This window comes from Puia sp. (genome assembly GCF_036500295.1).
Lineage (GTDB): Bacteria > Bacteroidota > Bacteroidia > Chitinophagales > Chitinophagaceae > Puia.
The window spans coordinates 99,803-123,492 of sequence record NZ_DASYCH010000017.1; the positions used below are offsets into that span (position 1 = coordinate 99,803).

Below are 23,690 nucleotides of genomic sequence, written 5' to 3' on the forward strand. Positions count from 1 at the left end.
CCATGACCAAACCTATCCGCCTCGTCCAACTCACGCATCCCACCGGGCAACGCCGCGTGGCCCTCGTCGAAGAACCCCAACTCCGGCTCCTCGACGGCCCATCATCGATCTACGAAGCCGCACTTCAGGCCGTCGATAAAAAAATCCCGCTCCACCAGCTCATCACCACGCTCGCATCCCAAAGCCTGCTGGACTACGACTCCATCTACGGCGGCCAAAATGAATGGCAATTACTGCCCTCCTTTGATCACCCCGAAAATCCTGCGGCCTGTCTGGTATCCGGTACCGGCCTCACGCATAAGAACAGCGCCCTGGGCCGGCAGATGATGCACCAGACCCAGGACAGCCTTACAAGCCCGCCTACGGACAGCCTTCGCATCTACCAATGGGGCGTCGAAGGCGGCTCCCCAAAACCAGGGACCGTCGGCGTTCAGCCCGAATGGTTCTATAAAGGCACCGGTCATGCACTGCGTGCCCATAACCAACAACTGGAGATCCCCCCTTTTGGCGATGACGGCGGGGAAGAACCGGAGGTCGCCGGGGTCTATATCGTCGATCCTTCCGGTCACCCCTGGCGCGTCGGGCTCACAACCGCCAATGAATTCTCCGATCACGTCATGGAGAAGAAAAACTACCTCTACCTGGCCCCCTCCAAACTCCGCAACTGTGCCATCGGTCCCGAACTGGTCATCGGCGGAGCGTTTACCACCATCGACGGCAAGGTCAGCATCCGGCGGAACGGCCAATCCGCCTGGACCACGCCGGTCCACACCGGCGCACAGCACATGGCCCACAGCCTCGAAAATCTCGAACACCATCATTTCAAATACCCGGATCATCGTGTCCCCGGACAGGCGCACATTCATTTCTTCGGCGCTGACGCCTTTAGCTTCAGCAAGGGTTTTGTCCTGCAGGATGGCGATGTCATGGAGATAGAATGGGCCGGCATGGGCCGACCGTTGCACAACCCGTTGAAAAAAGGCCAACCCGTCAAATCGCTGGTAAAACCCGGCATACTATGAAGGGAATCAGTCAGGGGCCGCAAACCTCCAACATGCGTTGGGTGATGATCGGCCTGGCCTTCCTGGCTACCGTTCTCAACTACGTCCACCGCCTGGCCTTTAATTATCTGAGCGCGGCCGGCGATCTGCGAAAGCTCATCCCGGATGATGTCTTCGGTTATCTCGGGACCGTTTTCTTTATCGCTTACATGATCTCCAACGTGGTCTCCGGCTATGTCATCGACAGGCTCGGTACAAGACTGGGGTATATCTGCTGCATGCTGTTCTGGACCACCGCCGGACTCTTTCACGCCATCGCCCGTACCCCCTGGCAGTTCGGGATTTGCCGTTTTATGCTGGGCTTCGGCGAAGCCGGCAACTGGCCCGCCGGCCTGAAAGTCGCCAGTGAATGGTTTCGCCCACACGAACGCTCGACGGCATCCGGTATTTTCAACAGCGGCTCGGCCCTGGGCGCCATTATCGTTCCGCCACTGGTGGCGTTTATGGGCTCCCGTTATGGCTGGCAGTCCACCTTTGTCATCCTGAGCATCTTTGGCTACGTCTGGGTGATCCTCTACCGGCTGGTTTACTATACCCCGGCCTCCGCCGCTCCGCAAGAGGTTCGCGAACGCCCGATCTCTCCGCTCAGGCTCATCCGCACCCGGTTTGTTGCCACCTTCCTGCTGGCAAAGATCTTCCTCGAGCCGGTATGGTACTTCGTCACCTTCTGGCTCGGTCGCTACCTGGTGGATGTCTATCACTGGGATCTGAAAAAGATCGGCTTGTATGCGGTGCTGCCCTTTCTCATCGCCGACATCGGTAATATTGCCGGCGGCTATTTTACCCAACATATCATTCGCCGGGGAATGCCGGTTCCCCGGGCACGAAAGCTCGCACTGGGACTCTCCGGCGGCCTGATGGCGCTCGCCCTCTTAGCCGGGCCCTTCCTGATCACCTCGGCCGTTTCCGCACTGATCGTATTTGGCATCGCGGGATTTGGGTACACCTCCTACACCGCCAATTGTCTCGCCCTTCCCGCCGACGTCGTACCAAAGAATTCCGCGGCTTCTGCCTGGGGCCTGGCCTGTATCGGCAACGGCCTCGGCGGCGCCATCTTTCAATCCGCCTCCGGGATTACCCTGAAGACACTCTCGGTAACCCACGGCTACACGATGGCTTATAATGTCCTTTTTATTGCATTTGGAATATCCGCGCTCATCGGGGTTGCGATATTTCTCTTCGCAATGGGCCCCATCGTAAAAGACGAAACGCTGATTAGAAATCCACACCCATCGATACATTGAGCACCGGCTTCTGCTGGAAGAACGTATTCATCTGCCATCCGGCGTCGAATCGCAGGAAATAACCCAGCAGCGTACTCCGGACGCCAAATCCGTATCCGCCGGCAAACGGCCCGATACCACCGGCCTTGACCAGCACCGTAAGACCCGGATACTGATCGCTCTGGTAGCTTTGCTCGGGACGCTTCAGCCCATTGTATTTGCCGTTCCAGGCCGTGCCGAGATCGAAGAACTGCACCAGCTGGAAATTCCGCAGGAAGGCGTTGTTGATGGGTTTATTGAACAGCGTGGTGAATATCGGTAAACGCAGTTCGCTGTTGATGATAACGGCGTTGTTCCCGTTGGTGAGATTTTGATTGAAGCCGCGCAGGTTGACCGCCAGCGACTGAAAGGCATAGTTCGGGTCCTGTGGCTGCGGACTGTTATTGGCCTTGGGAAACAACCAACCATCCGTTCCGCCGAGATAATAGACGATCTTCCGGTTCCCCCAGGAGAAATCACCGGCCGCCCGCACCGCCCAGATAAAGTTGCGGTAGATAGGCAGATAATGTCTCGCATCAAACCCGAGGTTGTACGTATACCGGCCTTCACCCACACCCGCACCGCCGTTCAGCTGCGTATTCCAATCCATATACACCTTATACCGAAGCCCGTTCCAGATATCGGTGGCCTTCAGCAGCGTGTTGTCATAGACATATTCCAGGTGGACAAGTCCATAGTTCTGTTTGCCCTGCGGCGCCGCCTTAAGCCCCACGGAGTCGATCACATTCAACGGCGGGAAGCCGGTGATATCCGGCCGGATGACGACTTTATCTGTCCGGTAACCCACCGACAACCGGAGACTTCTCACCTTGTCAAAAGGATATTTGAGGATTCCCTGCCACAAATTCGTATAGGCTTTGGCGTCATAGGGATACAACGAAGAACCGAGGTTCGGGTCAAGATAATTCCCCGTTTGCGTTTCCCGGTAATAGACCAGCGAATAATCGAAGAGATGCTTCAGATAATCCACCCGCAGAAAGTACTCGCTGCTCCCGTCAAAGAAAGAGGAGTTGCCGGGCGCAAAAGTCGCCTGGTTATTCGTATTGACAATCGGCGTCTGACTCCCGCCGCTGCCGAAGAAAGGCAACCGGATCGCGCCGGTAAACCGGATATCCTCAAAAAGATCGAAGATGGAGGCCTTAAGCATCCCGCTGAAGGCGTCCTGTCCGCTCAGGTTGATCGGTAACGACCCGGTAAACGGCTGGTATTTACTGACCAGCACATCGTTGTTAAAGCCGGCCGTGAAATTATCGACAGAGAACTTCAGCCGGTAATCAAAAAGTTTCGCCTTCTGAAGCAGGGGAACTTCTTCCCGCTGCCGCTGCGCGGGCCGGACCGCAAAGGGATTGGCGACATTGGGCCTCCGGTTGGCCCCCGTGTCTTTCGACCGGTCAAACTCACTCTCAAAGAAATCCGAGGTCGGCTGACGGCGCAACGAATCCTTTCTGGGCGCCGTTACGGGCCGCAGAACACTGGCCCCGGCAATCTGCGATTCCGCAACCGTCTTCTTCCGGTAATCGGTCATCCGCGCAATCACGTTGCGCTTGGCAAGCGCCGCCTCATCCACCTTCAGCTTATAAAGGAATTTTATATCCCCTTCCTGCCGCACTTCACTCACCTGCCCGTTGTCCCCGGCATTCTTGGTCTCGACCAGGCTGCTTTGATAATTGGTGATCGGGAAGACATAGGCCGAATCATTGGACAGGGAAACTACATACGAGGTATCCGCCTGCGGCTTGTTATACGCCTTCAGCGTCGAGTCGAGATCGCTGGCAGTAGGGTTGTGCAGCAACTCATCCCCAACCTTGTAAACCGTGTCCAGTCCCGCCCGCTGCGTATGGAAGAAACCCGCATACCGGTTGGCAATCCCGTTCTCATCACTCACAAAAGTGAAGTGATTGCTGTTGTACTGCATCGGATAGCGCGCATTCCCATATTTCAGATAGGTCAGCTGCGAGATCTGTTTTTCCTCGTTGTCATTCCAGTTGTCGACAAGGAAGATATTGTAATGATAGTTGGAAGGCAGCACGGTATCCTTGGTGCCGGCATGGGCCGACGGCCGGTTGGAAGAATAGATGATCCCCGTCTTGCCCGGGAAAGCGATAAAGGTGGCATCCATGTCATCATAGATGTCATTGGTGATCTGCCGGTAAGTCTGTTTGTCGAGATCATAGACATAGATGTCCGACTGACCGTTACGCACGGCGCTCATGATCAGCGTGTGATCGTTGAGCATATACTTGAAGTCCTGCACCTGCTGGAAATCGGGAAGGTCCTGCGTGATCGGCTTGTATTTCCGGACGACATCATAGACAAAAAGTTTGGTCTTCCCCCTGTCCCAATAGACACAGGCCAGCCGGGTTCCCTTCTGATCCCAGGCCAGCAACGGATAATGCGGATTGATCTGCTCCTGCAGCGACCGCACCCCGTTCTTCAACAACACCTTGGTGAAAATATAATTGTCATGCAGGCTGACCGTGTACTTCCCGCGATTGTACTCCACCACCGCATAGGTCTGGCTCTTCGGCAAAGGATTCGGCGTGAAATGGAAGAAATCCTTGTGATCGTTGATATCCTCGGTCACGGAAACCGTCCCCTTCGGGAAATTGCGCCGACCCCGAAGGTCCTTTTCATATTTTTCCTCTTCCTCCATCATGAAATCCTTGAGGACTTCCTTGAACTTTTTCTTGCAGATGCGCAGTGACGCATTGTTCAGGTTCCGGTACACCCGCGACAGATACAGGAAATAGGTGACGTTCTCTTTCTTATACTTATCGGCCAGATAATACCAGAAGGCATGCCCGGCAAGATTCGGCCGCTCATAGGCAAACTGATAAAAATTCTTGTACCTCCCCGAAAGCATCGCCGACTTGAGCTGGTCGTCAAGCAACGTATTCCAGTTCTCACCCACATATTCGATATACCCATCCGTCAGCCATTGCGGCAGATCGAGCAGGGCCTGGTTGGCCGCAAACTCGCCCAGATCGTCCCCAAAAAGAATATTCTCCACCAGGATGCGGGCAATCCCCTGGCGAATCTGAATACGCAGATTGTTATGGTCGCCATTGTAATAGACCACCATTTTATTATTCACTAATTTCGTGATCCCCCCAGTCGTCTGCCAGTCGAGATTGAGCCCGATGTTGGACTGCTCCATGTCATTGTACGTGTTGTAAATGACGATGTTGGCGCGGCGCTGGAGCCCGTATTCGACAAATTTTTCAATCCCGGGCAGCTCTTTTTCCGATAATTGGAGGACATATTTGGCAAGATCCTGCCCCCCCTGGTTAAAGTAGGTGTTGAAATTGGTCGTTTGGTAGTATTGCCATTTAAACTTCTTGAATTGCAGGCGATTTTTACCGAATTCCACCGTATTCACCTGAGCCTTGAGGGATCCGGTGAAAAAGAAAAGGCTAATAAAAATCCAGAGAAAATAGTGGGACTTCAACCTGAACTGATGAAATTGCATACCTGCTTTCCTTTAAAGGTTTTAAAGTTATAACAATCCAACCTACCGGTGAAATTGATTTATATATTAAATTATGGCCTATGCTTACCGTAAAGTCCTTCGCATTCAATCCCGTGCAAGAGAACACATACGTGTTATCCGATGAAAAGGATGCCTGCTGCATCATCGATCCGGGCTGTTATTTCGGCAACGAACGGACCGCCTTAAAGGAATATATTGAGCAGCAGGGCCTAAGCCCAAGGTTATTGGTCAATACCCATTGTCACCTCGATCATGTTTTCGGGAACAAATTCGTCAGCGACACCTGGGACTTACCCCTGCATCTCCACGAAAAAGAAGAATCCGTACTGGCCGCCGCCCCGGAATGGGGCCAGGCCTGGGACATGCCCTTCGAGAACTACCGGGGAGAACTGATCTTCCTGGCCCCCGGCAGCCCCGTCCTCCTGGGGGATCATACCTTCGATATTCTCTTCCTGCCGGGCCACTCCCCCGGCAGCATCGGGCTGTATTGCGCCGCACAAGGCTTCCTCATCGGGGGCGATGTTCTGTTCCGGGGAAGCATCGGCCGGACCGACCTCCCCGGCGGGCATCACGAAACCCTTCTGGCCAGCATCCGCGACCAGTTATGGCCCCTTCCGGACGAGACGATCGTCTATTCCGGACACGGCGAACCGACTACAATTGGTTGGGAAAAGAAAAATAATCCCTTTTTGGCCTAAGCGGCCGCGGGCGGGCGCCCCCCCAGGTACTTCCCGATCACCGGCAGGCGCCGGAACTCCTTGCGCTCTACCCGCAGGATGAAGACCGTATACCCGGCCATTAGGATCGTGCCCACCGTCAAATGGTAGACAAGGTTATCCCAGAAGCCGGTAAGCCCCACATAGACAAAATACAACAGCGCCACGATCACCATATAGGCGATCAGTTTCTTCCGGGCATAGGGCACAGGATAAACCTTCTGTCCCCACACATAGGAAATGACCATCATGCTGGCATAACAAAGGAAGGTGGCCCAGGCCGAGGCCATAAAGCCGAACCTCGGAATAAAAACATAATTCACGATCAGCGTGATCGCCGCCCCGATCAGCGTGATATAGGCCCCCGAACGGGTACTGGTCGAAAGCTTGTACCAGATGGAAAGATTGTAGTAGATGCCCAGGAACATATTGGCGAAAAGCAGGATCGGCACCACTTTCAGCCCTACCCACATCGACGGGTCCTGGATGAAATATTTCAGGACATCGATATACATCATCACAAACAGGAAGATGCCGCAGACCAAAATGACAAAAAACTTCATCACCCGGGCATAGGTACGCTGCGCCGATTCCTCCACGCTCTGCTTGAAAAAGAAAGGTTCGGCCCCCATCCGGAAAGCCTGCACAAAAACGGTGATCAGCAACGACAACCGGTAGCAGGCGCTATAGATACCCACCTGGTAGGTGGCATAGTCGTTGACATGCGGCAGCCGCCAGTCCAGCATGATCCGGTCGAAGGTCTCATTGATCATCCCCCCAAAACCCGCGACCGTCAGAGGCAGGGAATAGATCATTACCTCCCGCCACAACCGCACGTTGAAGGTCCAGTGGGGTACCTTCATAACAGGGCTCAGTAACAACAACTGAAAGGCATTCTGAAGGACATTGGCCAGTAAGATATACCCCACGAATCCATAGCGCGGCTGATAGATCAAAGCGATGATGCTGTTGGGATGGGTCTTGAGCAGCCTTGGACAGACCGAAAGAAAGAAAAACACCAGCGCGATATAGACCAGGATGCCCGATATGCGGACAAACGCGTACTTCCGCGGCCTGCCCTCGTGCCGCAATCGGGCAAAGGGGAGCGCCGACAACGCATCGAAGGCGATCATCAGGGCGCTTAAGGTAATATATCCGGGGTGGTTAGCCACATCCAGGACCGTGGCTACCGGACCCCGCAAAAGGATGATCACCGTGGTGATCAGCGTGGTACTCGAGATCAGGGAGATCAGCAGCGTGGGATAAAGATCGGCGGTCGGCGTGTCCTTTTTGTTGATATACCGGAAATAGGCATAGTCAAGCCCGAATAATACCCCGATATTGACAAAGGAAATGGCGGCATAGACAAGGCTCATCTGCCCGAACTCGGGCGTCCCTTTGAACTTGGCAGTCAGATAGGGGGTCAGCAGCTGGACCATGAACTTGGCAACGATAGAGCTCACGCCATACCATACCGTCTCGCCCGCTAATTTTTTAATACTGCTCAAATCAATGTTTTATCGCTGCAAAATTACCTTAGAACGGGGTTTTTGGCGCTAAAGTATCTCTTCTTCTTTGATAATACTGTGCTTCAGGGCGAAAATCACGACCCCCGCCGTGTTCTTGACGTCCATTTTCTCCAGTATCCGCGTCCGGTACCCCTCTACCGTCCGTTTACTGAGAAAAAGCAGGTTCCCGATCTCCTGAGCGGTATGCTGGAGGCAAATGAGCTTGATGATCTCGCGCTCCCTGTCCGTGAACAGCGGGCCCGCGGACTTCTTATGCGAATCAAACTTGCTCTTGACGATCAGAGACGCCAGATGCGCCGTCGTATGCTTGCAATAGAAGATATTTCCTTCATGAACCGTGAGAATGGCTTCGAGGATCTCCCGCTTATCGGCATTCTTCAAAAGATAACCCTTGGCGCCCGCCTCCAGCATTTCCACGATGAGATCCTCCTCCTCGAACATGGAGAGCGCAATGATCTTCGTCGCCGGGAAACGTTGCAGGATTTGCTTCGCGGCCGCAATGCCGTCCAGCTTTGGCATTTTAATATCGGTGAGCACCATATCGGGCCTTGTCTCATCCACCAGCTGGAGAAGTTCCTGGCCGTCACTCGCCTGCCCGGCAAGGGAAACGGATTCCTGTTTGGACAACATAAGAGCCAGACCATCCCGAAATATCTCATGGTCGTCCGCAATTACCAGGCGAATTCTGTTATTCATCCCGATAAAATTAGGACTTTAGCGTGGGACTAGCTCACCGGTATCTTGATAAAATAATTCGTTCCCCCGCCGGGGACCGAGTCCAGCGTCAAGACCCCATTCAGGATCTCACACCGGCTCTCCAGGCTCCGAAGCCCCAATCCAAGGCTGCCGGCCAACACCTTTTCCTTGTCAAAACCCCGCCCGTCATCCTTGGTCAGGCACAACAGATGCCCCCCCTCTTCGCTGAAGCCGATCTGCAGGTTTTTAGCCTGTGCATGCTTGATGGTGTTATGAACGATCTCCTGGATCATCCGGAAAATATGGATCTCCTTTTCCTTCGGAACCGAGACCTCCTTCACCACATACAGCTGGATATTCACCGACTGCTTGTTCTTGACCTGTAACAGAAATTCCCGGATAGCTTCCAGCAGCCCCTTCCGCTCGAGCGTGCTGGGAAGCAGGTCATGGCTGATCCGGCGCATACTTCCGATGATCTCATCCAGATAACCCCCCGTTTTCTCAAGCACCTCCCGGTCACCGGCATCCTCAACTTCCACGCTGCTGATGTTTAACTTCACCGCCGACAAAAGCGGCCCCAGACTGTCATGCAGATCTCCGGCTATCCGTTTTCGTTCGTTCTCCCGGATCGTGATCTCCGCAAAGATCTTCTCCCGTTGAAGCTTCATATACCGGCGATGATACCGGATGATGGATACGAAGAAATAAACGATGATAATCGCTATTATCAGAGACACGAAAAGAGTAATATTCAGGACCTTAGCTTCCATTATACATGAGTTGTCGGACTACGGTCCCCCTAATTAAGGGTGAACTTTTGGGGTTGGGGTATTCTGAGCAACGCAATGGCAAAAATAACATTTGTAAGGGCATTTACGTAGCCATGGAGCATTATTATAAATGTGGTGGTCTCCGTGGCCCCCATCAAACTGGTCTGATAAGCCCAATTAAAAATGATCGTGTAGATAAAGTAGATAATAAAGCCGATACAGATCAGGAAGGTGGGATTGCCAAACAGGTTGCGATAGTCATGCGTGATCATGAAATTGATGGTGTTTACACTGAAGAGCACCACCAGGAAACAATACAACACCTGGTAATACGGCACAAAATAATCCATCTGCCAGAAGACCAGGCGCTCTATCAGCCAGACAAGACAGGGAAGCAACAGCACGGCATAAAACACCGCATTCCGGCTTCGCAGTAACCCCCACATGCGGAACTGCCAGGCAATCAGCAGCCATTCAAAAAGCATATAGAAGTTGACGACGACGACATTGTGAAGGTGCAGCACCTTGATAAAATATACATTGAGCAGTTCCCAGAACGCCCCCATCAGGATCAGGAAAAAAAAGGGCTGGTAACTACTCTTTTTTATTCGACGCAACCGCACCAGCCCGACGAGGAGGGGAAATAAGATAAGTTCACTAAGAATAAAAATATAGATGGACTTCATGTGTAGTTACTGGTTAAGGCCGCTCCCCCCATTGTCGCAGGCCGTCGGACAGACCTGGCCAACCTCGAATCCCTGACCGTCATTCACCTGCAGCGCTTCCACATGCGCCGTGCCCGGAACCGGCTTCCCCTTTAGATCAACGAGATGATTGATGATATCGTTGCCCAGACTGTCGACAGGGATCAGCACCATCTTCAGCTGACCATTGGGATCACGGCCGAGATAGATGCGGATTCCCTTTGCACCACCTTGTTTGGGATTGGTCTGCGCCAAAAGATCATAGAACACATCGGCGGGGAATTCTTCCGCATTGTTGAATTGCAACGAATCGACCGCTTTGGGATGAAGGTGATAGTTGCTGTCGAGAACAGCCCGGAAGGCCTTTGTATATTGAATGGCCAGACTGATCGGTATGACGTGATTCCGCAGGGAATCTTCATTGATCGATGGTTTACCTCCCCCGTCATTTGGATGGGGACCACAGCCGGATACTCCGGAAAGAAATAGACAGACGACGGCAACAGGAAGCGCGCCCGGGAAAAGCCGCAGGAACGTCGGGATCTTTTTCATAACAAAGTGTTTTTGATTGAGCAACAATATACTGCTTCCGGAGATAAGCAGTATCAGGTATTACCCCCTGAATAAAATAGGTATAAGTACGCATGAACTTTACGTACCTCTGCTCTAGGGCAAACCACCTGGAGGATCGAAATTTGTGGAACCTGTCGGATCAGAATGTTGAAATTAATTTGCAAACCCCTACCCCCCTTTGCCTTCCGATCAGATACCAAATACCATTAAACATTCGTGAGGTTACCAGCAGCAATCCCGTCGACAGGTCGGGATTTGCTGTCTTGGTACGGACCCAGGTTTTCCGGGTCCGTACCTTGAATAAAATTACTCATCGCCCTTAACCCGGCGCCGCCCCGTCTTTATCTCGCTCTGCCGCTTCTTCTGCCCGATCCGCCGCTCTTTAGCCGCCTTCGATGGCTTCGTCGCTACACGCTTCTTCTCCTTCTTCAACGCCGCCTCGATAAGCGCCCCCATCTTCCGGACAACCTCCTCCTTATTCGCCAGCTGCGTCCGGTGTACCTGCGATCTCACCTGTAAAACCCCCTCCGAATTGATCCGCGACGCCAGCTTCCGCTCCAACACCTCTTTCTGCTCAGCCGTAAGCAGGGCCGAATCCCGGATGGAAAAATAGCCCTCCACCATCGTCTCCACCTTATTCACGTTCTGTCCCCCCTTCCCTCCACTCCGGGCAGTCCTGAAAATAATTTCTTTTGTAAGTTCGATCTTCATGTTATTTTACGCCCGCAACGCCGGCGTAAAGTTTGTTTTTGATAGATAAGCCGCCAGAGCGGCGATCCGTTAAAGATAGATTAAAATCATGCCGGTTCAGCCAATGCTGGTCCGCGAATTGCATTATCCTATTACCTTGTTTGCCAGCATCCGCCGTAATCATTCATGAAAAAATTCAGTAAGGACCTGCTCAGAAGTGCCTTTCCGCACTTCATCGCGATCGTCGTGTTCGTCGTGGTGGCTGTGATCTATTGCTATCCCGCCTTCGACAACAAGGTCCTGGAACAGGAAGACGTGCTGCAATGGCAGGGGATGGCGCATAACTCATTTAAATACAGGGATGTACACGGGCATTTCCCGCTGTGGAGCAACGGGATGTTCAGCGGCATGCCCGCCTACCAGATCGCCATGGACACCCAGTCCGTAAATATCCCCAGCCTGTTTTATGGATTGCTTACCCTCTTCCTGGTAAAACCCGCCAGCTTTTTCTTCCTGGCCTGCATCTGCTTCTACTTTTTGGCGGGAGTTCTCCGCGTAAAGCCCCTCGTCGGCGTCATCGGCGCCCTGGCCTTCGCTTATGCCACCTACAACGCCGTCATCGTCTCCGTTGGCCACGATACAAAAATGCAATCCATCGCCATCATGCCCGGCGTAATCGGGGCGATAATCCTTATCTGCGAACGGAAATACTGGCTGGGCATCGTAATGACCAGCCTTTTCATAGCCCTGATGATCTCGTTCAACCACATCCAGATCGTCTATTACACAATGATCATCGCCGCCGGCGTCCTCCTGGGCTACGGGATTCCCTGGCTCCGCCGGAAAGAAAGCCGCCTGCTGGGCCGTACCGTCCTGCTCGTCGTCGGCGCAGCCCTCATCGGCATCCTGTCCAACGCGGTAAATCTGTTCACCTCCTATGACGCATCGAAAGAGTCGATCCGCGGCGGCAGCGAACTGGCCGACGACAAAGGCAATTACACCCAAAACGGCCTCAGCGAACACGCCGCCTTCGACTTCAGCATGTACCGCTCCGAACCGCTGGTCATGTTCATCCCCGATATTTTCGGCGGCAGCAGCGACCTGCAGCTTCCGCCCGAACGGTCAAAAGCCACCCGGGTCTACCAAAAAATGCCCCGGACCCTCGCCGACCAGGTAGGGATGGATGGCCCGAAATATTACTGGGGAGGCGTGGGCGAACTGTTTTCAGGCCCTCCCTATGTCGGGGCCGTAATCGTCCTGCTGGCGCTCCTCGGCTTCTTTATCCTCGACAACCGGCACAAATGGTGGATGCTCGCCGTGATGGTCCTCACCATCATGATGAGCTGGGGCGGGTACTTCCAGCCCTTCAACAGCTTCCTGTTGAAATACCTGCCGATGTACAACAAGTTCCGGGCCCCCAGCATGATCCTGGTCGTCCCCTCCTTTCTGCTCTGCCTGATGGCCACCCTCACCCTCCAGCAGATTGTTGCCACCGAAGATAAGAAAGGACTCTGGCGCCGGTACCTCCGCGGATTGTTGCTCGTAACTGGAGTGTTCCTGCTGGCAGCCGGCCTCTATTTCCAGTTTGACTATTCCAGCCCCCGCGACGCCGATCTGCTGAAGAAGGCAAGGTCCTTTGGCCAGTCCGGCCTGCAAATGATGGAAGCCTTCGTCGCCGGACTCCGGGCCGATCGCCAGCAGCTTTTCGGCCAGGCAATCATTCATACCCTGGTCATCGTCTTCATCGCCGCTTTGTTGATCACCCTCTTCATCCGGAAAAGATTCGCCCCGGCGATCCTGCTGACCCTCGTCGGCGGACTCGCCTTTGCCGATATCGTCAGCCTCGACTGGAAATATCTCAACAACGATAACTACAAAGAGCGCGATGATTATGAACAGAACTTTGCGGGAACCCATGCCGATAGCACCATTCTAATGGACAAAGGCTATTACCGCGTCTTCGACATTCGCGACAGCGTGTCGAATGCCCTTACCTATGGCGCAATGACGGCCTACTTCCATCAGTCCATCGGCGGATATCATGCGGCCCGGTTAAAGATCTATGAAGACCTGATCAACCGCCAGCTCTATAATTACCCCAACTGCTCCCCCTCGATCGATATGCTCAACGCGAAATATATTATCCGGGCAAAACGGGGTGGGGGCGACACCGTGGTCCTGAATAAGGATAACCTCGGTCCCGTATGGTTCGTCGAGGGCATCCGGTATGAACCCGGCGCAAAAGAAGTGATGGACGATCTCACCTACTTCGACCCGAAAAAAAGCGCCATCCTCTTCGCCGCCGACAGCGCACACGTCATCCCTCCCGATACTTCCACCGCAAAAAAGGATACCTCCGTCATCTCCCTCGTCCAGAACGACAATGACGAAGCAAGCTATCTCGCCCAATCCAACCACCGCCAGTTCGCGGTCTTCAGCGAGGTCTATTACAAGCGCGGCTGGCGGGCATGGATCGATGATAAAGAAGTCCCCATCATCCGCACCAACTATGTGCTTCGCGGCCTCTCAGTCCCCGCCGGCAGACACGTCATCCGCTTTTTCTTCCGGCCCCTGTCCTATTATGTCGGCCGCCAGATCCAATGGATGGCGTCTATTATCTTTCTGCTGATGGTGGCGGGCGCCATCATCGTAGGCCTCCGCGAATACCCGTTTCCTTTTCGTAAAGTAGTATCTTCATCCGAAAAATGCGAGCCGTTATCCAGCGTGTATCCCGTGCCTCAGTCACCATTGAAGGAGTAGTCAGATCGGCCATCGGAAATGGCCTGCTGGTTCTGGTCGGGATCGAGGATGCGGACAGCCCCGAAGACATCGAATGGCTCTGCGGAAAGATCGTTAACCTGCGCATTTTTAACGATGAGAACGGCGTGATGAACGTCTCCGTCAAAGAGACCGGCGGCGACATCCTGCTGGTAAGCCAGTTCACCCTCCATGCCTCCACGAAAAAAGGCAACCGGCCCTCTTATATCCGGGCAAGTAAACCCGATATCGCCGTCCCACTCTATGAGCAGACCATCCGGACACTCACGACTCATCTCGGAAAGCCCATCGCCACCGGCGAATTCGGCGCAGATATGAAAGTGGAATTGTTGAATGACGGCCCCGTGACCATCCTCTTTGATACCAGGAACAAAGAGTAACCCCCCTATCTCACCTCAAACTTATACCCCATCCCGTATAGGGACCGGATATAATCCCCGCACCCCGCCTGGTGCAGCTTCCGCTTCAGGTTCTTCATGTGGGAATAAATAAAATCCAGATTATCATAAGACATCGCCTGCTCTCCCGACAAATGCTCGGCAATCGCATTCTTCGAGATCACCCGGTTCTTGTTGGAGGCGAGATACAGCAGCAGATCGTATTCCTTCCGGGTTAGGTCCACCGGCTCGGCACCGACGACTACGGTTTTGCCCACCAGATCGATAGTTAATTCATTTAAAACCAATGTCTTATTGCCGTCAAACCGCCTCCGCCGGATCACCGCCGCAATCCGGGCATTCAGCTCCGGCAGATGAAAAGGCTTACTCAGGTAATCATCGGCCCCAAGATTCAGACCGTCAATCTTATCATCGATGGAATTCCGGGCGGAAAGAATGATCACGCCATCCGTCTTGTTATTGGCTTTTAACTCCTTCAGCACGCTCAACCCGTTCCCGTCAGACAGGGAAATATCCAGGAGGATACAATCATAATCGAATAACTCAATCTTTTCCAACGCAGTATGACAGTTCGGCGCCAGCTCGCAAAGATAATTCTCCCCCTTCAGATAAGTAGCCATACTCTGAGCGAGATCGATCTCATCTTCGACGATCAGGATTTTCATTTGCAAAAATAAAGACAAGATTCTGTAGGGATACTGGAATCGTAAATTCGGGAAGCCGGAATCGTATATTTGGTCCCAGAAGTTTCAAGCCTATGCAAATCTTCCAGGTCGACGCCTTTGCAAACGAACTATTTCAGGGTAACCCCGCCGCGGTTATCCCCCTGACCGGGTGGCTCCCCGACGCTGCCCTCCAACGCATCGCTATGGAGAACAATCTCTCCGAGACGGCTTATTTCATCCCGGAAGCCAACGGTTATGCCATCCGCTGGTTCACCCCGGCCGTGGAGGTGGACCTTTGCGGACATGCTACCCTGGCCGCCGGCCACGTTCTTTTCAATCACCTCGGCCATCCCGGCGACCGCATCGTCTTTCATACCCGCAACGCAGGCGACCTGGAAGTGCTAAGAGCCGATACCCCCGGTCGTGATGCCCCCGATCATGTCCCCGGACGCCTGACCCTGAACTTTCCCGATAACCACCCCGAGGCCGTCGACCCAACCCCGCTGGCCCTCATCTTCGAAGGCCTCCACCTCCCCCCGGGCCCCATCGCAAAAGGTCCCTACGATTACTTTATCGTCCTCGATAACCAACAGGCCCTCGAAGCCCTGAACCCCGATTTCAAACAACTGGCCACCGCACCCGGCAGGGGAATCGTGGTAACAGCGCCCGGCAAAGACTGCGATTTCGTCTCCCGCTGCTTCTACCCGCAGTCCGGGATCGACGAAGACCCGGTAACCGGCTCGGCCCATACGATGCTGGTACCCTACTGGGCAAGCCGCCTCGGCAAGAACAGACTCTCCGCCACCCAGCTCTCCAAACGCCGGGGATATCTCGATTGCGAACTCCGGCAGGGGCGGGTATACATGAGCGGAACTGCCCATACCTTCCTCCAGGGAACCATTACCCTTCCCGACTCCCCCCAGGCCCCCACGATCACCATCCGCGATGCCCAGCGAGTCATCGATAAATGGATCACCACAACCGGCATCCGCTATTTTAGCGAACTCACCAACATGGCCATCCTCACCGAAGAAGTAGGCGAAGTCGCCCGCCTGATGAGCCGCCTCTATGGCGACCAATCCTTCAAGCCATCGGATAAGGAGAAAAATTTAGCCGACGAGCTGGCCGATGTCCTCTGGGTCCTTTGCTGCATCGCCAACCAAACCGGGATCGACCTCACCGATGCACTGCAAAATAACCTCGCTAAAAAGAACATTCGCGACGCTCTCCGGCATAAGGCAAACGAAAAGCTGTAAATAATTTATATTTGCCGCCATGGCAAATGATACGAACAGGTTTCAGGCGATTATCTCGCATTGTAAGGAGTACGGCTTTATCTTCCCTTCCAGTGAAATATATGACGGGCTCAGCGCCGTATACGACTATGGCCAGTGGGGTAGCGAACTCAAAAAGAACATCCGGGATCATTGGTGGAAAAGCATGACCCAGCTCAACGAGAACATCGTCGGCATCGACGCCGCCATCTTTATGCACCCCACCACCTGGAAAGCCAGCGGTCACGTGGATAATTTCAGCGACCCGATGATCGATAATAAGGATAGCAAAAAACGCTACCGCGTCGATCACCTCATCGAAGCCCGCATCGACGAACTCGAACAGGAAGGAAAGAAAACCGAAGCCGAAACACTCCAGGCGGATATGGACCGGCTCCTGGCCGCCAGCGATTTCCCCGGCCTCAAAAGCCTGATCGAAGCCCAAAAAATAAAATGCGGCGTCAGCAAAACCGCCAACTGGACCGACGTTCGCCAATTCAACCTCATGTTCTCTACCCAGCTGGGTAGCGTATCCGAAGACGCCAACGAGATCTATCTCCGCCCCGAGACCGCTCAGGGTATTTTTGTCAATTTCCTCAACGTCCAGAAGACCGGCCGGATGAAGATCCCCTTCGGTATCGCCCAGATCGGCAAAGCCTTCCGCAACGAGATCGTCGCCCGCCAGTTTATCTTTCGCATGCGCGAATTCGAACAGATGGAAATGCAGTTCTTTATCCGCCCCGGTAGCCAGAAAGAATGGTACGAGCACTGGAAAGAAGCGCGCATGAAATGGCACCTCGGCCTGGGGATCCCCGCAGCGAAATATCGCTTTCATGATCATGTCAAACTGGCGCACTACGCAGACGCCGCCTGTGACATCGAGTATGAATTCCCCTTCGGCTTTAAAGAAGTGGAAGGCATCCACTCCCGCACCGACTTCGACCTGAAGAACCACCAGGAATACAGCAAAAAGAAGATGCAGTATTTCGACCCCGAGATCAATCAAAACTATATCCCCTATGTGATCGAGACTTCCATCGGCCTGGATCGGACCATTCTGATGGTGCTGAGTGAAGCCTATGCCGAAGAAGATCTCAGCACGCCGGAGAAAGCCGACAGCCGTGTAGTTCTACGATTTCCTCCCAAGCTCGCACCCATCAAGCTGGCCGTACTGCCCCTGACAAAGAAAGACGGCCTGCCCGAAATAGCGCGTGAAATAATGAATGTCTGCAAGCCGCAGTTCAGGTGTTTTTACGAAGAAAAAGATGCTATCGGCAAGCGCTACCGGCGCATGGATGCCATCGGCACGCCGTTTTGTATAACAGTCGACCATCAGTCAAAGGAAGATCAAACCGTAACGATACGGCATCGGGATAGCATGCAGCAGGATCGTATTCCTATTGCCGGGGTTGCCGACTTTATCAACCGTCACCTGGTATGAAAAATAAAAAAATATTGCACCTTTTTTGTTGAAAAATTCCATTTTTTTGTTGCTATATTTGTCTATGGATAAGGGGCTAAGCTCCTCACCGCAATCCCCCGAAGAGCGTGTCGCTCATCCCTTTTTGAAGCGCCCTGTCTTTCGTGTTCAGAAACTTAAACTTTGTAAGAACAATGTCATTTACATTTGATCTGATCATCAACCCAATCGTCGTATCATTGGCGGTTCTTGGTGGTGCACTTGCAGGTTTTGTGCTCGGCTGGGGAAGATATATGAAGGCACAATCAACCATTCATCGATTGGAGAGCGATCTGTTATCCAGTAACCAGGAAACACTCGAGGCCCAAAAAGCCTTTGTTGCATTGGAAGCACGGGTTCAGGAACAGGCCATCCCCGTTATCCCGATGAAGATCACCGGCGCCAAGGAGAACAACTCCAAAGAGAAAGCTTCCAAGTAACGATTTCTACCCGTAAAGTTCCTGATGTATCGATTTGCGCTCGTAACCGAGTGCCTGTATCCGCTGCTTGGCTTCATCGATCATATTCTTCCATCCACAAAGAAAGAAACTAGCGGGCCTTAGAGCTCCGTCTGCCCGGCACAACTCCTCGTAAATGGCATGCACATAGCCGGTTCGCAACAGCGGATTGGCAGGATCGGCCTTTTCCCTCGAAAAAGTCGGAATGTAATGGAAACACGGGATCTTCTCCGCCAGCTCGGATAGCTCTTGCCGGTAGAGGCAATCCTCGAATTGCCGGCACCCGAAGATCAAAAAGATCTCCCGGTGCGCAACATTATAATTGAGGATATGATGGCTCATACTCCGGAAAGGCGCGATGCCCGTACCGGTGCAGATAAAGAAAAGATCCTTCTCGATCGGGTCAGGCAACGTGAAGATACCCTGCGGACCCCTTAGCGTCAATTCACTGCCGACGGTTACTTCGTTGAACAGATAATTGGTGCCGGCGCCTCCTTCCAGCAACACGATCACCAGCTCGATCACATTGGTGCCGTTTGGCCATGAGGCGATGGAATAGCTGCGGATACGCTTGTTGATCTTTTCGTGGATCGGCAGATCCAGCGTCACGAACTGTCCCGGCTCGAAGTCAAACGAATCGACTCCGGGGATCTGTATATAAAACCTTCTTGTCTGTGACGCCTCCTGCTCGATGCGGATGACGATACCTGTTTGCCAGGGCTGCGGCATGATTTATTACCTCCTTACCGCTAATATATTCCTTTTTTTAATGATGAATCACCAATTTCTCTTTATACACATCGTTACCGTGGAAGATTCTTAACAGATAGATCCCGGATGCAAGATTACCCGCGCTTATCTCCCCGAAGAATTGACCCGAAAAACTCGGCAGCTGCTTTTGATAGACTCTCCGGCCTGCCATATCCGTGATCTCGATGGCCGTATTGGCGGCATCCGGCATATAGAACGCCAGCGTAAACTGACCATTGTTATAGTTGTTCACCCGCAGCCCGATACGCGTATTCGCATCCCCGGTGGTCGGCGTGAATACGACGCTGTTGGACTTCAACACACAACCCGTCGCCTCATCCTGTACAATGGTATAATATACCCCGGGATACTTGGGCTGGATTTGCTGAGCCGTCGAATCCACCAGCAACGTATCATTCAGATACCATTGATTGTTCACGGCGGCGCTGCTCACCACCAGGTTACCCTGCAACGTGATCTTCGGCGACGGCTCCGTACCCGCCGTCACCGCGGACCGCGGACCGGGACACCCGGGCAGCCGGATACCGATATTGTAGAAAGGATAATAGAACTTATGCGAAAAGCTGATACTGTCTGCCTTGCCGATATCCCGGAAGTCGTTACCCGTGATGGAGAAGATGCCCGGCAAGTTGACCGGGTAGGGATCGTTCTTGATATTCGCATTCAGAAAGGCCGATGCATAATTGAGACAGTCGAAGATGATGACATAATTCCCCGGCGTCGGCACGGGAATATTCAGTAGGTACGTAGCCCCCGTGTCGCTGTTATCACCCGGCGCCACATTCACCTGCGCCGAAGTATCCGGCTTCACCGCCGTCGCATACACGTCGATCGTCGTGCTGTAAAGCGGGAAGTAGGAATATTCACCCGTATTGTTATTGAAGCTGGCCAGCGTCGCAAGCGTAAAGCTCATCTGACCCGAATGCCCGATATACATCTTCGCACTCTCGATCGTAAGCGGCACGCCCGTCGTGAACATGATAAAGTTCCCGCCGAACCGGAAATAGGCCCCCGCCTGCGTGGTGCTCGTGCTCGCAAATTGCAGCTTGTTAGTCACGCCTGCTTTGGCTTTCAGATCGTTAAGCGCCACATAATAGGTCCGGTTGCTGGTGATGTCCGTGGAACTGGTATTATTCCCGGCCGCTATCGGGGTGGGCGAGGTCGGACTGTCATACCAGACCGCGACGTCGGCGCCCGTAGTCGTCGCATGAAGCACCACCGACGTGGCATTGTCCCCGCACAGCGTGGCCGCACCCGTCGCAGCGCCCGCCGCCGGATTGATCGTGATCGTAGCCGAACTCGTATCATTGATCGTATTCGGGTCCGTCGCCAGACCAGTCTTGCTGAAGAAACTGTAACTGCCGCCTGCCGACGTGGCAATCGGCGTATTATAAGTAAAGACCACTTCCGCGCCGGCTGGGATACTGTCCTTACAGACCGCGGTCAGCGTGGTCACGGGGGTACCACCCCGCGTCACCACCGTCGACACCGGGATCCCCGTACTTTGAAAAACCGAACCGTAATTGCGGATCCGAATGGATACCAGCTGGGAATCGTTGGCACAGCTGGTCAGCGTCGGATATTCCAGCGACGTCACCCCGACATCATTCGCGGGACTGGTAAAACGAACCCGGAAATCCTGCGTCTCCCCCGGACCATAAGTTCCGCCGCAGGGATTGAGGGCGGCAGGATTGGTGGTCTCTTGCACCACCACCCGCATCCGGGCATAGGTGCCGACCACAGCGGCCGTGGGCACCGTAAACGTCGGCGTATAGGTGCCGTTATTCAGGGGTCCGCTCAAGGCTATCTGCTCGCCAGCATCGGTAAAGTTGCCGTTGTTGTTAAAGTCGATATACATCCCGATCACCCGCGTATTGTTCGTCGAATTACAGCTGCTGTTGACAAGGCTGGCCGTCAGGCTTTCCCCCACCGGCAACGGAAAGGCCGTGTCGGCGCTGTTATCGGTATAACTGCGGCAGGTGTTCAGCGGATTGGCGATACTAACATTATTGATCGTGATCTTGTCGAGCGAGGCGCCCGTGCCGGAAGAAGCCGACGGACAGGGCGCCGCACCACCACCGCCGCTGATCAGCAGCGAATAGGCCTGCAAACCCCGTTGCAAATTTCCTTTATGGGTCACCTTGATAGTGTAGACCCGGCCCGGTATCAGGCTATCGCTCAACTCCACCTTTTCGACATTATCCCGGATATTGTCTCCCTTGGTCGCCGCATTGCCGGGCTTGGCCGGATTCAGGATCCAGGGCAGATAGATCTTGCCCGTCGTATTATCCGTGATCCGCAGATCAAGGTCATTGATCAGCTTTATCCCCGCGTCGACAAAATTGTGCGAGCTGCCGGGAATCGAAACCGGAACCCCGGGAGGGTCCGTCCAACAGATCGTGGCCGTTACCGGAGTCTTACCCGAAGCCGTGACCGTAAACGTCTCCGACACCGTAGTCCCGTTCAACACACTCTCGATCACCCGCTGACTCTGATCGGTATTGTCGGCAGTGATGACCGCCGCCGCCTTCTGCATATTGATAAGACCCCAGCCAAAAGAATAATCCGGCCCGGGGGCATTGCCGGCCTCGTCGGCCGTATGGATCAGCAGCCCTTTCAGCGTGGCGCTGCGCATAAAAGTGCCGCCATGCAACTTCTGATAATATTCCTGTAAAAGAAACGCCGAGCCGGCAGTGGCAGGCGTTGCCATGGAGGTGCCGCTAAAAATATCATAGGCATTGTCGGAAGTGCTGACGGAGGAAAGAACATTTACCCCATCGGCCACGACGTCGGGCTTTATCCTGCCGTCTCCGGTTGGCCCCAGACTGCTGAAATCGGCAAGCACGACATCCGATGGCTGGGTATAGCCGCCGGGGATCGGACTCACCGCGCCCAGCGTAAGCAGGTTTTTGGAACAGCCATAGGTGGCGATCGTGTTGTAACCGGCATTATCGCTGATCCCGGCCGGCCGGTTGCCCCCATTGATAAAGGTGCCGGAAGCATTCATCCGCCAGTACGGCTGACCCACATCGGGACCCGTCTCTCCGCGATTGTTCCCCCCCGCCTTGGCAATCAGGTAGAACGGGGCATTGTAAGCAATGGAATCCCAGATCTGCGCATCCTGGTCATAATAACCGAATTTCACATCCACAGTATCGCCCGGGGCGCCCCAAAACTCCCAGCGGTTTTGCGAATCATCAAAAAACCAACCCGCAATATCGGCATAGCTGTGATTGGAGACAAGCAACCCCTTTCCGGCCGCCGTAGACATCTCCGCCTCATCATTATCAAAGTCATAACAGTTAAGCAGTTGCGCCCCATAGGACATGCCCTTGGCAAGTGGGTTCACCCCGGCGGCGATCATGGTGCCGGAGACATGGGTGGAGTGATCGCTAAGCGTCGAAGAACCATCTACTTGCGCCACCCTTCCCACCAATTCCACATGCGTCGGCCGCACCAGACCCTCATCCCAAACAGCGATCTTCCCCTTCATATTGGCGCTGCTCCCGCTGAGCCCGAGCCCGGTGCTCCCACCCGCCCAAAGCGTGTTGGTCCGGATCGTCGCGGCGGAAATAATATTTTCGGCAGTGCTGACGTAATAAGGCAGACCCCGGCTGTCGATTCCCCGGAGATAGGCAAGCCGCCCCTTTTTGCTGCGCAACGTCAGTGGCCAGCCCTTTTCCAGGGCCGTTTGTGTCAGGATCCTTTGCTTGGCAAGATGTTCGGCAGTAAGCTGTTGGCTGGCTTTTTGCAGCGCAACCTGGTTGGTTACAACCTGGGCATTGGCAGTTAGTCCCGATAGTACGAATAGGAGTAGGAGGACGGATAGATAGAAGGACGGGATCCCGCTTTTATTCATAATATTTTTTTAAATCTTTCTAAAATTACAGTTTTTATGGACTTTCAAGCTGTTATTGTGACCCTATCCCTGGCCCTTTTCCTTCAGCACCAGGGCATCGAAGGGGTTGCCCGTCGCCCCTCCGGTAATCATATGCCCTCACCGCATTATCGCCCCCGTCCCCCGTCCGGCGTAAAAGCCACCATCTGCGTCTTTTCCCTCACAAGCGACAGCCAGACAAAAAAGGCCGGTCGTCCCGGTCTTTATTCAGCGGTGGAAACCCGGTTGATCCGGCAGGTCGATACCGACGACTCAGGTCGCTTTCACATCGAATTGCCGCCGGGAAACTACTCTGTGTTCACTAAGAAAGGCAAATTATTCTACGCCACCCGCAGGGACGAGAAGAACAATATCGCGCCTGTAGAAGTGCTACCCGGGAAGATGATCCGGGTGGAATGCAGTGTAGAGTCCGATCATGCCGCTGTTTATTAAGATTTACGCTAATTTTTAACGTTCGGTTGCCCGGGGAAATTCCTT

19 protein-coding genes are annotated in these 23,690 nt (G+C 53.8%); 9 read left to right on the forward strand and 10 right to left on the reverse strand.

The genetic code is table 11. The annotated features are described in order from the left end of the window. The first annotated feature begins 2 nt into the window (after positions 1-2). On the forward strand, positions 3-1,022 hold the full coding sequence (gene araD1 / locus VGM48_RS05385) for an AraD1 family protein (protein ID WP_331576811.1): 1,020 nt from the start codon (positions 3-5) through the stop codon (positions 1,020-1,022). Beyond that, complete coding sequence (locus VGM48_RS05390) at positions 1,019-2,305, forward strand: MFS transporter (protein WP_331576813.1); 1,287 nt, start codon at positions 1,019-1,021, stop codon at positions 2,303-2,305. The genes araD1 and VGM48_RS05390 overlap by 4 nt, the downstream gene beginning before the upstream one ends. Here the strand turns inward: VGM48_RS05390 and VGM48_RS05395 are convergent. After that, complete coding sequence (locus VGM48_RS05395; RefSeq protein ID WP_331576816.1) at positions 2,277-5,813, reverse strand: hypothetical protein; 3,537 nt, start codon at positions 5,811-5,813, stop codon at positions 2,277-2,279. The two genes, VGM48_RS05390 and VGM48_RS05395, sit on opposite strands and share 29 nt — an antisense overlap. Positions 5,814-5,893: 80 nt before the next feature. Between VGM48_RS05395 and VGM48_RS05400 the strand changes: the two genes are divergently transcribed. Further along, positions 5,894-6,532 (forward strand): MBL fold metallo-hydrolase, encoded by a 639-nt coding sequence (locus VGM48_RS05400; RefSeq protein ID WP_331576818.1) that lies wholly within the window; start codon positions 5,894-5,896, stop codon positions 6,530-6,532. On the opposite strand, the gene VGM48_RS05405 is transcribed toward VGM48_RS05400, so the two are convergent. From VGM48_RS05405 to arfB, 6 genes are all read right to left on the reverse strand, one after another. Then, on the reverse strand, positions 6,529-8,058 hold the full coding sequence (locus VGM48_RS05405; RefSeq protein ID WP_331576820.1) for an oligosaccharide flippase family protein: 1,530 nt from the start codon (positions 8,056-8,058) through the stop codon (positions 6,529-6,531). The two genes, VGM48_RS05400 and VGM48_RS05405, sit on opposite strands and share 4 nt — an antisense overlap. Before the next feature lie 48 nt (positions 8,059-8,106). Further along, positions 8,107-8,775 (reverse strand): response regulator transcription factor, encoded by a 669-nt coding sequence (locus tag VGM48_RS05410; RefSeq protein WP_331576822.1) that lies wholly within the window; start codon positions 8,773-8,775, stop codon positions 8,107-8,109. A 29-nt stretch (positions 8,776-8,804) separates the two neighbouring features. Beyond that, positions 8,805-9,545 carry a sensor histidine kinase gene (locus VGM48_RS05415; RefSeq protein WP_331576824.1) on the reverse strand — a complete coding sequence of 247 codons (741 nt, stop codon included), beginning with the start codon at positions 9,543-9,545 and terminating at the stop codon, positions 8,805-8,807. Between the two features lie 29 nt (positions 9,546-9,574). After that, positions 9,575-10,231, reverse strand: coding sequence for a hypothetical protein (locus VGM48_RS05420; RefSeq protein WP_331576826.1), 657 nt, complete (start codon positions 10,229-10,231; stop codon positions 9,575-9,577). Positions 10,232-10,237: 6 nt separating this feature from the next. Next, the gene (locus VGM48_RS05425) at positions 10,238-10,801 is read right to left on the reverse strand and encodes a hypothetical protein (RefSeq protein ID WP_331576828.1); all 564 of its coding nucleotides are present in this window, start codon (positions 10,799-10,801) and stop codon (positions 10,238-10,240) included. 327 nt (positions 10,802-11,128) lie between these two features. Next, entirely contained in the window at positions 11,129-11,533 is a 405-nt protein-coding gene (arfB, locus tag VGM48_RS05430) for an alternative ribosome rescue aminoacyl-tRNA hydrolase ArfB (protein ID WP_331576830.1), read from the reverse strand. 165 nt (positions 11,534-11,698) lie between these two features. On the opposite strand from arfB, the gene VGM48_RS05435 reads away from it, so the two are divergent. Next, the gene (locus VGM48_RS05435) at positions 11,699-14,272 is read left to right on the forward strand and encodes a YfhO family protein (RefSeq protein ID WP_331576832.1); all 2,574 of its coding nucleotides are present in this window, start codon (positions 11,699-11,701) and stop codon (positions 14,270-14,272) included. Then, positions 14,218-14,670, forward strand: coding sequence for a D-aminoacyl-tRNA deacylase (gene dtd / locus VGM48_RS05440; protein ID WP_331576834.1), 453 nt, complete (start codon positions 14,218-14,220; stop codon positions 14,668-14,670). Before VGM48_RS05435 ends, dtd begins: the two co-directional genes overlap by 55 nt. A 5-nt stretch (positions 14,671-14,675) precedes the next feature. On the opposite strand, the gene VGM48_RS05445 is transcribed toward dtd, so the two are convergent. Continuing rightward, positions 14,676-15,353: a response regulator transcription factor gene (locus VGM48_RS05445; RefSeq protein ID WP_331576836.1), complete on the reverse strand. Its 678-nt coding sequence runs from the start codon at positions 15,351-15,353 to the stop codon at positions 14,676-14,678. Positions 15,354-15,445: 92 nt separating this feature from the next. Here VGM48_RS05445 and VGM48_RS05450 point away from each other — a divergent pair, with 92 nt between their 5' ends. The 3 genes from VGM48_RS05450 (at position 15,446) to VGM48_RS05460 (ending at position 18,526) form a co-directional block, all read left to right on the forward strand. Next, positions 15,446-16,609: a PhzF family phenazine biosynthesis isomerase gene (locus tag VGM48_RS05450; protein WP_331576838.1), complete on the forward strand. Its 1,164-nt coding sequence runs from the start codon at positions 15,446-15,448 to the stop codon at positions 16,607-16,609. 19 nt (positions 16,610-16,628) lie between these two features. Beyond that, positions 16,629-18,068 (forward strand): glycine--tRNA ligase, encoded by a 1,440-nt coding sequence (locus tag VGM48_RS05455; RefSeq protein ID WP_331576840.1) that lies wholly within the window; start codon positions 16,629-16,631, stop codon positions 18,066-18,068. Positions 18,069-18,241: 173 nt separating this feature from the next. Beyond that, complete coding sequence (locus tag VGM48_RS05460; protein WP_331576842.1) at positions 18,242-18,526, forward strand: hypothetical protein; 285 nt, start codon at positions 18,242-18,244, stop codon at positions 18,524-18,526. A 6-nt stretch (positions 18,527-18,532) separates the two neighbouring features. On the opposite strand, the gene VGM48_RS05465 is transcribed toward VGM48_RS05460, so the two are convergent. Beyond that, entirely contained in the window at positions 18,533-19,273 is a 741-nt protein-coding gene (locus VGM48_RS05465; protein WP_331576844.1) for an FAD-dependent oxidoreductase, read from the reverse strand. Positions 19,274-19,310: 37 nt separating this feature from the next. Continuing rightward, positions 19,311-23,174 carry a S8 family serine peptidase gene (locus tag VGM48_RS05470; RefSeq protein ID WP_331576846.1) on the reverse strand — a complete coding sequence of 1,288 codons (3,864 nt, stop codon included), beginning with the start codon at positions 23,172-23,174 and terminating at the stop codon, positions 19,311-19,313. Between the two features lie 36 nt (positions 23,175-23,210). Between VGM48_RS05470 and VGM48_RS05475 the strand changes: the two genes are divergently transcribed. Further along, a complete protein-coding gene (locus tag VGM48_RS05475) occupies positions 23,211-23,645 on the forward strand; it encodes a hypothetical protein (RefSeq protein WP_331576848.1) in 435 nt (144 codons plus the stop codon). Positions 23,646-23,690 lie beyond the last annotated feature (45 nt).

What these genes read in the sequence shown, in the direction of transcription:
- VGM48_RS05415 (WP_331576824.1), bottom strand. Translation starts at nt 9,545, where the DNA reads ATGGAAGCTAAGGTCCTGAATATTACTCTTTTCGTGTCTCTGATAATA.
- VGM48_RS05465 (WP_331576844.1), bottom strand. Translation starts at nt 19,273, where the DNA reads ATGCCGCAGCCCTGGCAAACAGGTATCGTCATCCGCATCGAGCAGGAG.
- araD1 (WP_331576811.1), top strand. Translation starts at nt 3, where the DNA reads ATGACCAAACCTATCCGCCTCGTCCAACTCACGCATCCCACCGGGCAA.
- arfB (WP_331576830.1), bottom strand. Translation starts at nt 11,533, where the DNA reads ATGAAGATCGAACTTACAAAAGAAATTATTTTCAGGACTGCCCGGAGT.
- VGM48_RS05475 (WP_331576848.1), top strand. Translation starts at nt 23,211, where the DNA reads ATGGACTTTCAAGCTGTTATTGTGACCCTATCCCTGGCCCTTTTCCTT.
- VGM48_RS05435 (WP_331576832.1), top strand. Translation starts at nt 11,699, where the DNA reads ATGAAAAAATTCAGTAAGGACCTGCTCAGAAGTGCCTTTCCGCACTTC.
- VGM48_RS05460 (WP_331576842.1), top strand. Translation starts at nt 18,242, where the DNA reads ATGTCATTTACATTTGATCTGATCATCAACCCAATCGTCGTATCATTG.
- VGM48_RS05410 (WP_331576822.1), bottom strand. Translation starts at nt 8,775, where the DNA reads ATGAATAACAGAATTCGCCTGGTAATTGCGGACGACCATGAGATATTT.
- VGM48_RS05420 (WP_331576826.1), bottom strand. Translation starts at nt 10,231, where the DNA reads ATGAAGTCCATCTATATTTTTATTCTTAGTGAACTTATCTTATTTCCC.
- VGM48_RS05450 (WP_331576838.1), top strand. Translation starts at nt 15,446, where the DNA reads ATGCAAATCTTCCAGGTCGACGCCTTTGCAAACGAACTATTTCAGGGT.
- VGM48_RS05425 (WP_331576828.1), bottom strand. Translation starts at nt 10,801, where the DNA reads ATGAAAAAGATCCCGACGTTCCTGCGGCTTTTCCCGGGCGCGCTTCCT.
- VGM48_RS05445 (WP_331576836.1), bottom strand. Translation starts at nt 15,353, where the DNA reads ATGAAAATCCTGATCGTCGAAGATGAGATCGATCTCGCTCAGAGTATG.
- VGM48_RS05395 (WP_331576816.1), bottom strand. Translation starts at nt 5,813, where the DNA reads ATGCAATTTCATCAGTTCAGGTTGAAGTCCCACTATTTTCTCTGGATT.
- dtd (WP_331576834.1), top strand. Translation starts at nt 14,218, where the DNA reads ATGCGAGCCGTTATCCAGCGTGTATCCCGTGCCTCAGTCACCATTGAA.
- VGM48_RS05470 (WP_331576846.1), bottom strand. Translation starts at nt 23,174, where the DNA reads ATGAATAAAAGCGGGATCCCGTCCTTCTATCTATCCGTCCTCCTACTC.
- VGM48_RS05400 (WP_331576818.1), top strand. Translation starts at nt 5,894, where the DNA reads ATGCTTACCGTAAAGTCCTTCGCATTCAATCCCGTGCAAGAGAACACA.
- VGM48_RS05455 (WP_331576840.1), top strand. Translation starts at nt 16,629, where the DNA reads ATGGCAAATGATACGAACAGGTTTCAGGCGATTATCTCGCATTGTAAG.
- VGM48_RS05390 (WP_331576813.1), top strand. Translation starts at nt 1,019, where the DNA reads ATGAAGGGAATCAGTCAGGGGCCGCAAACCTCCAACATGCGTTGGGTG.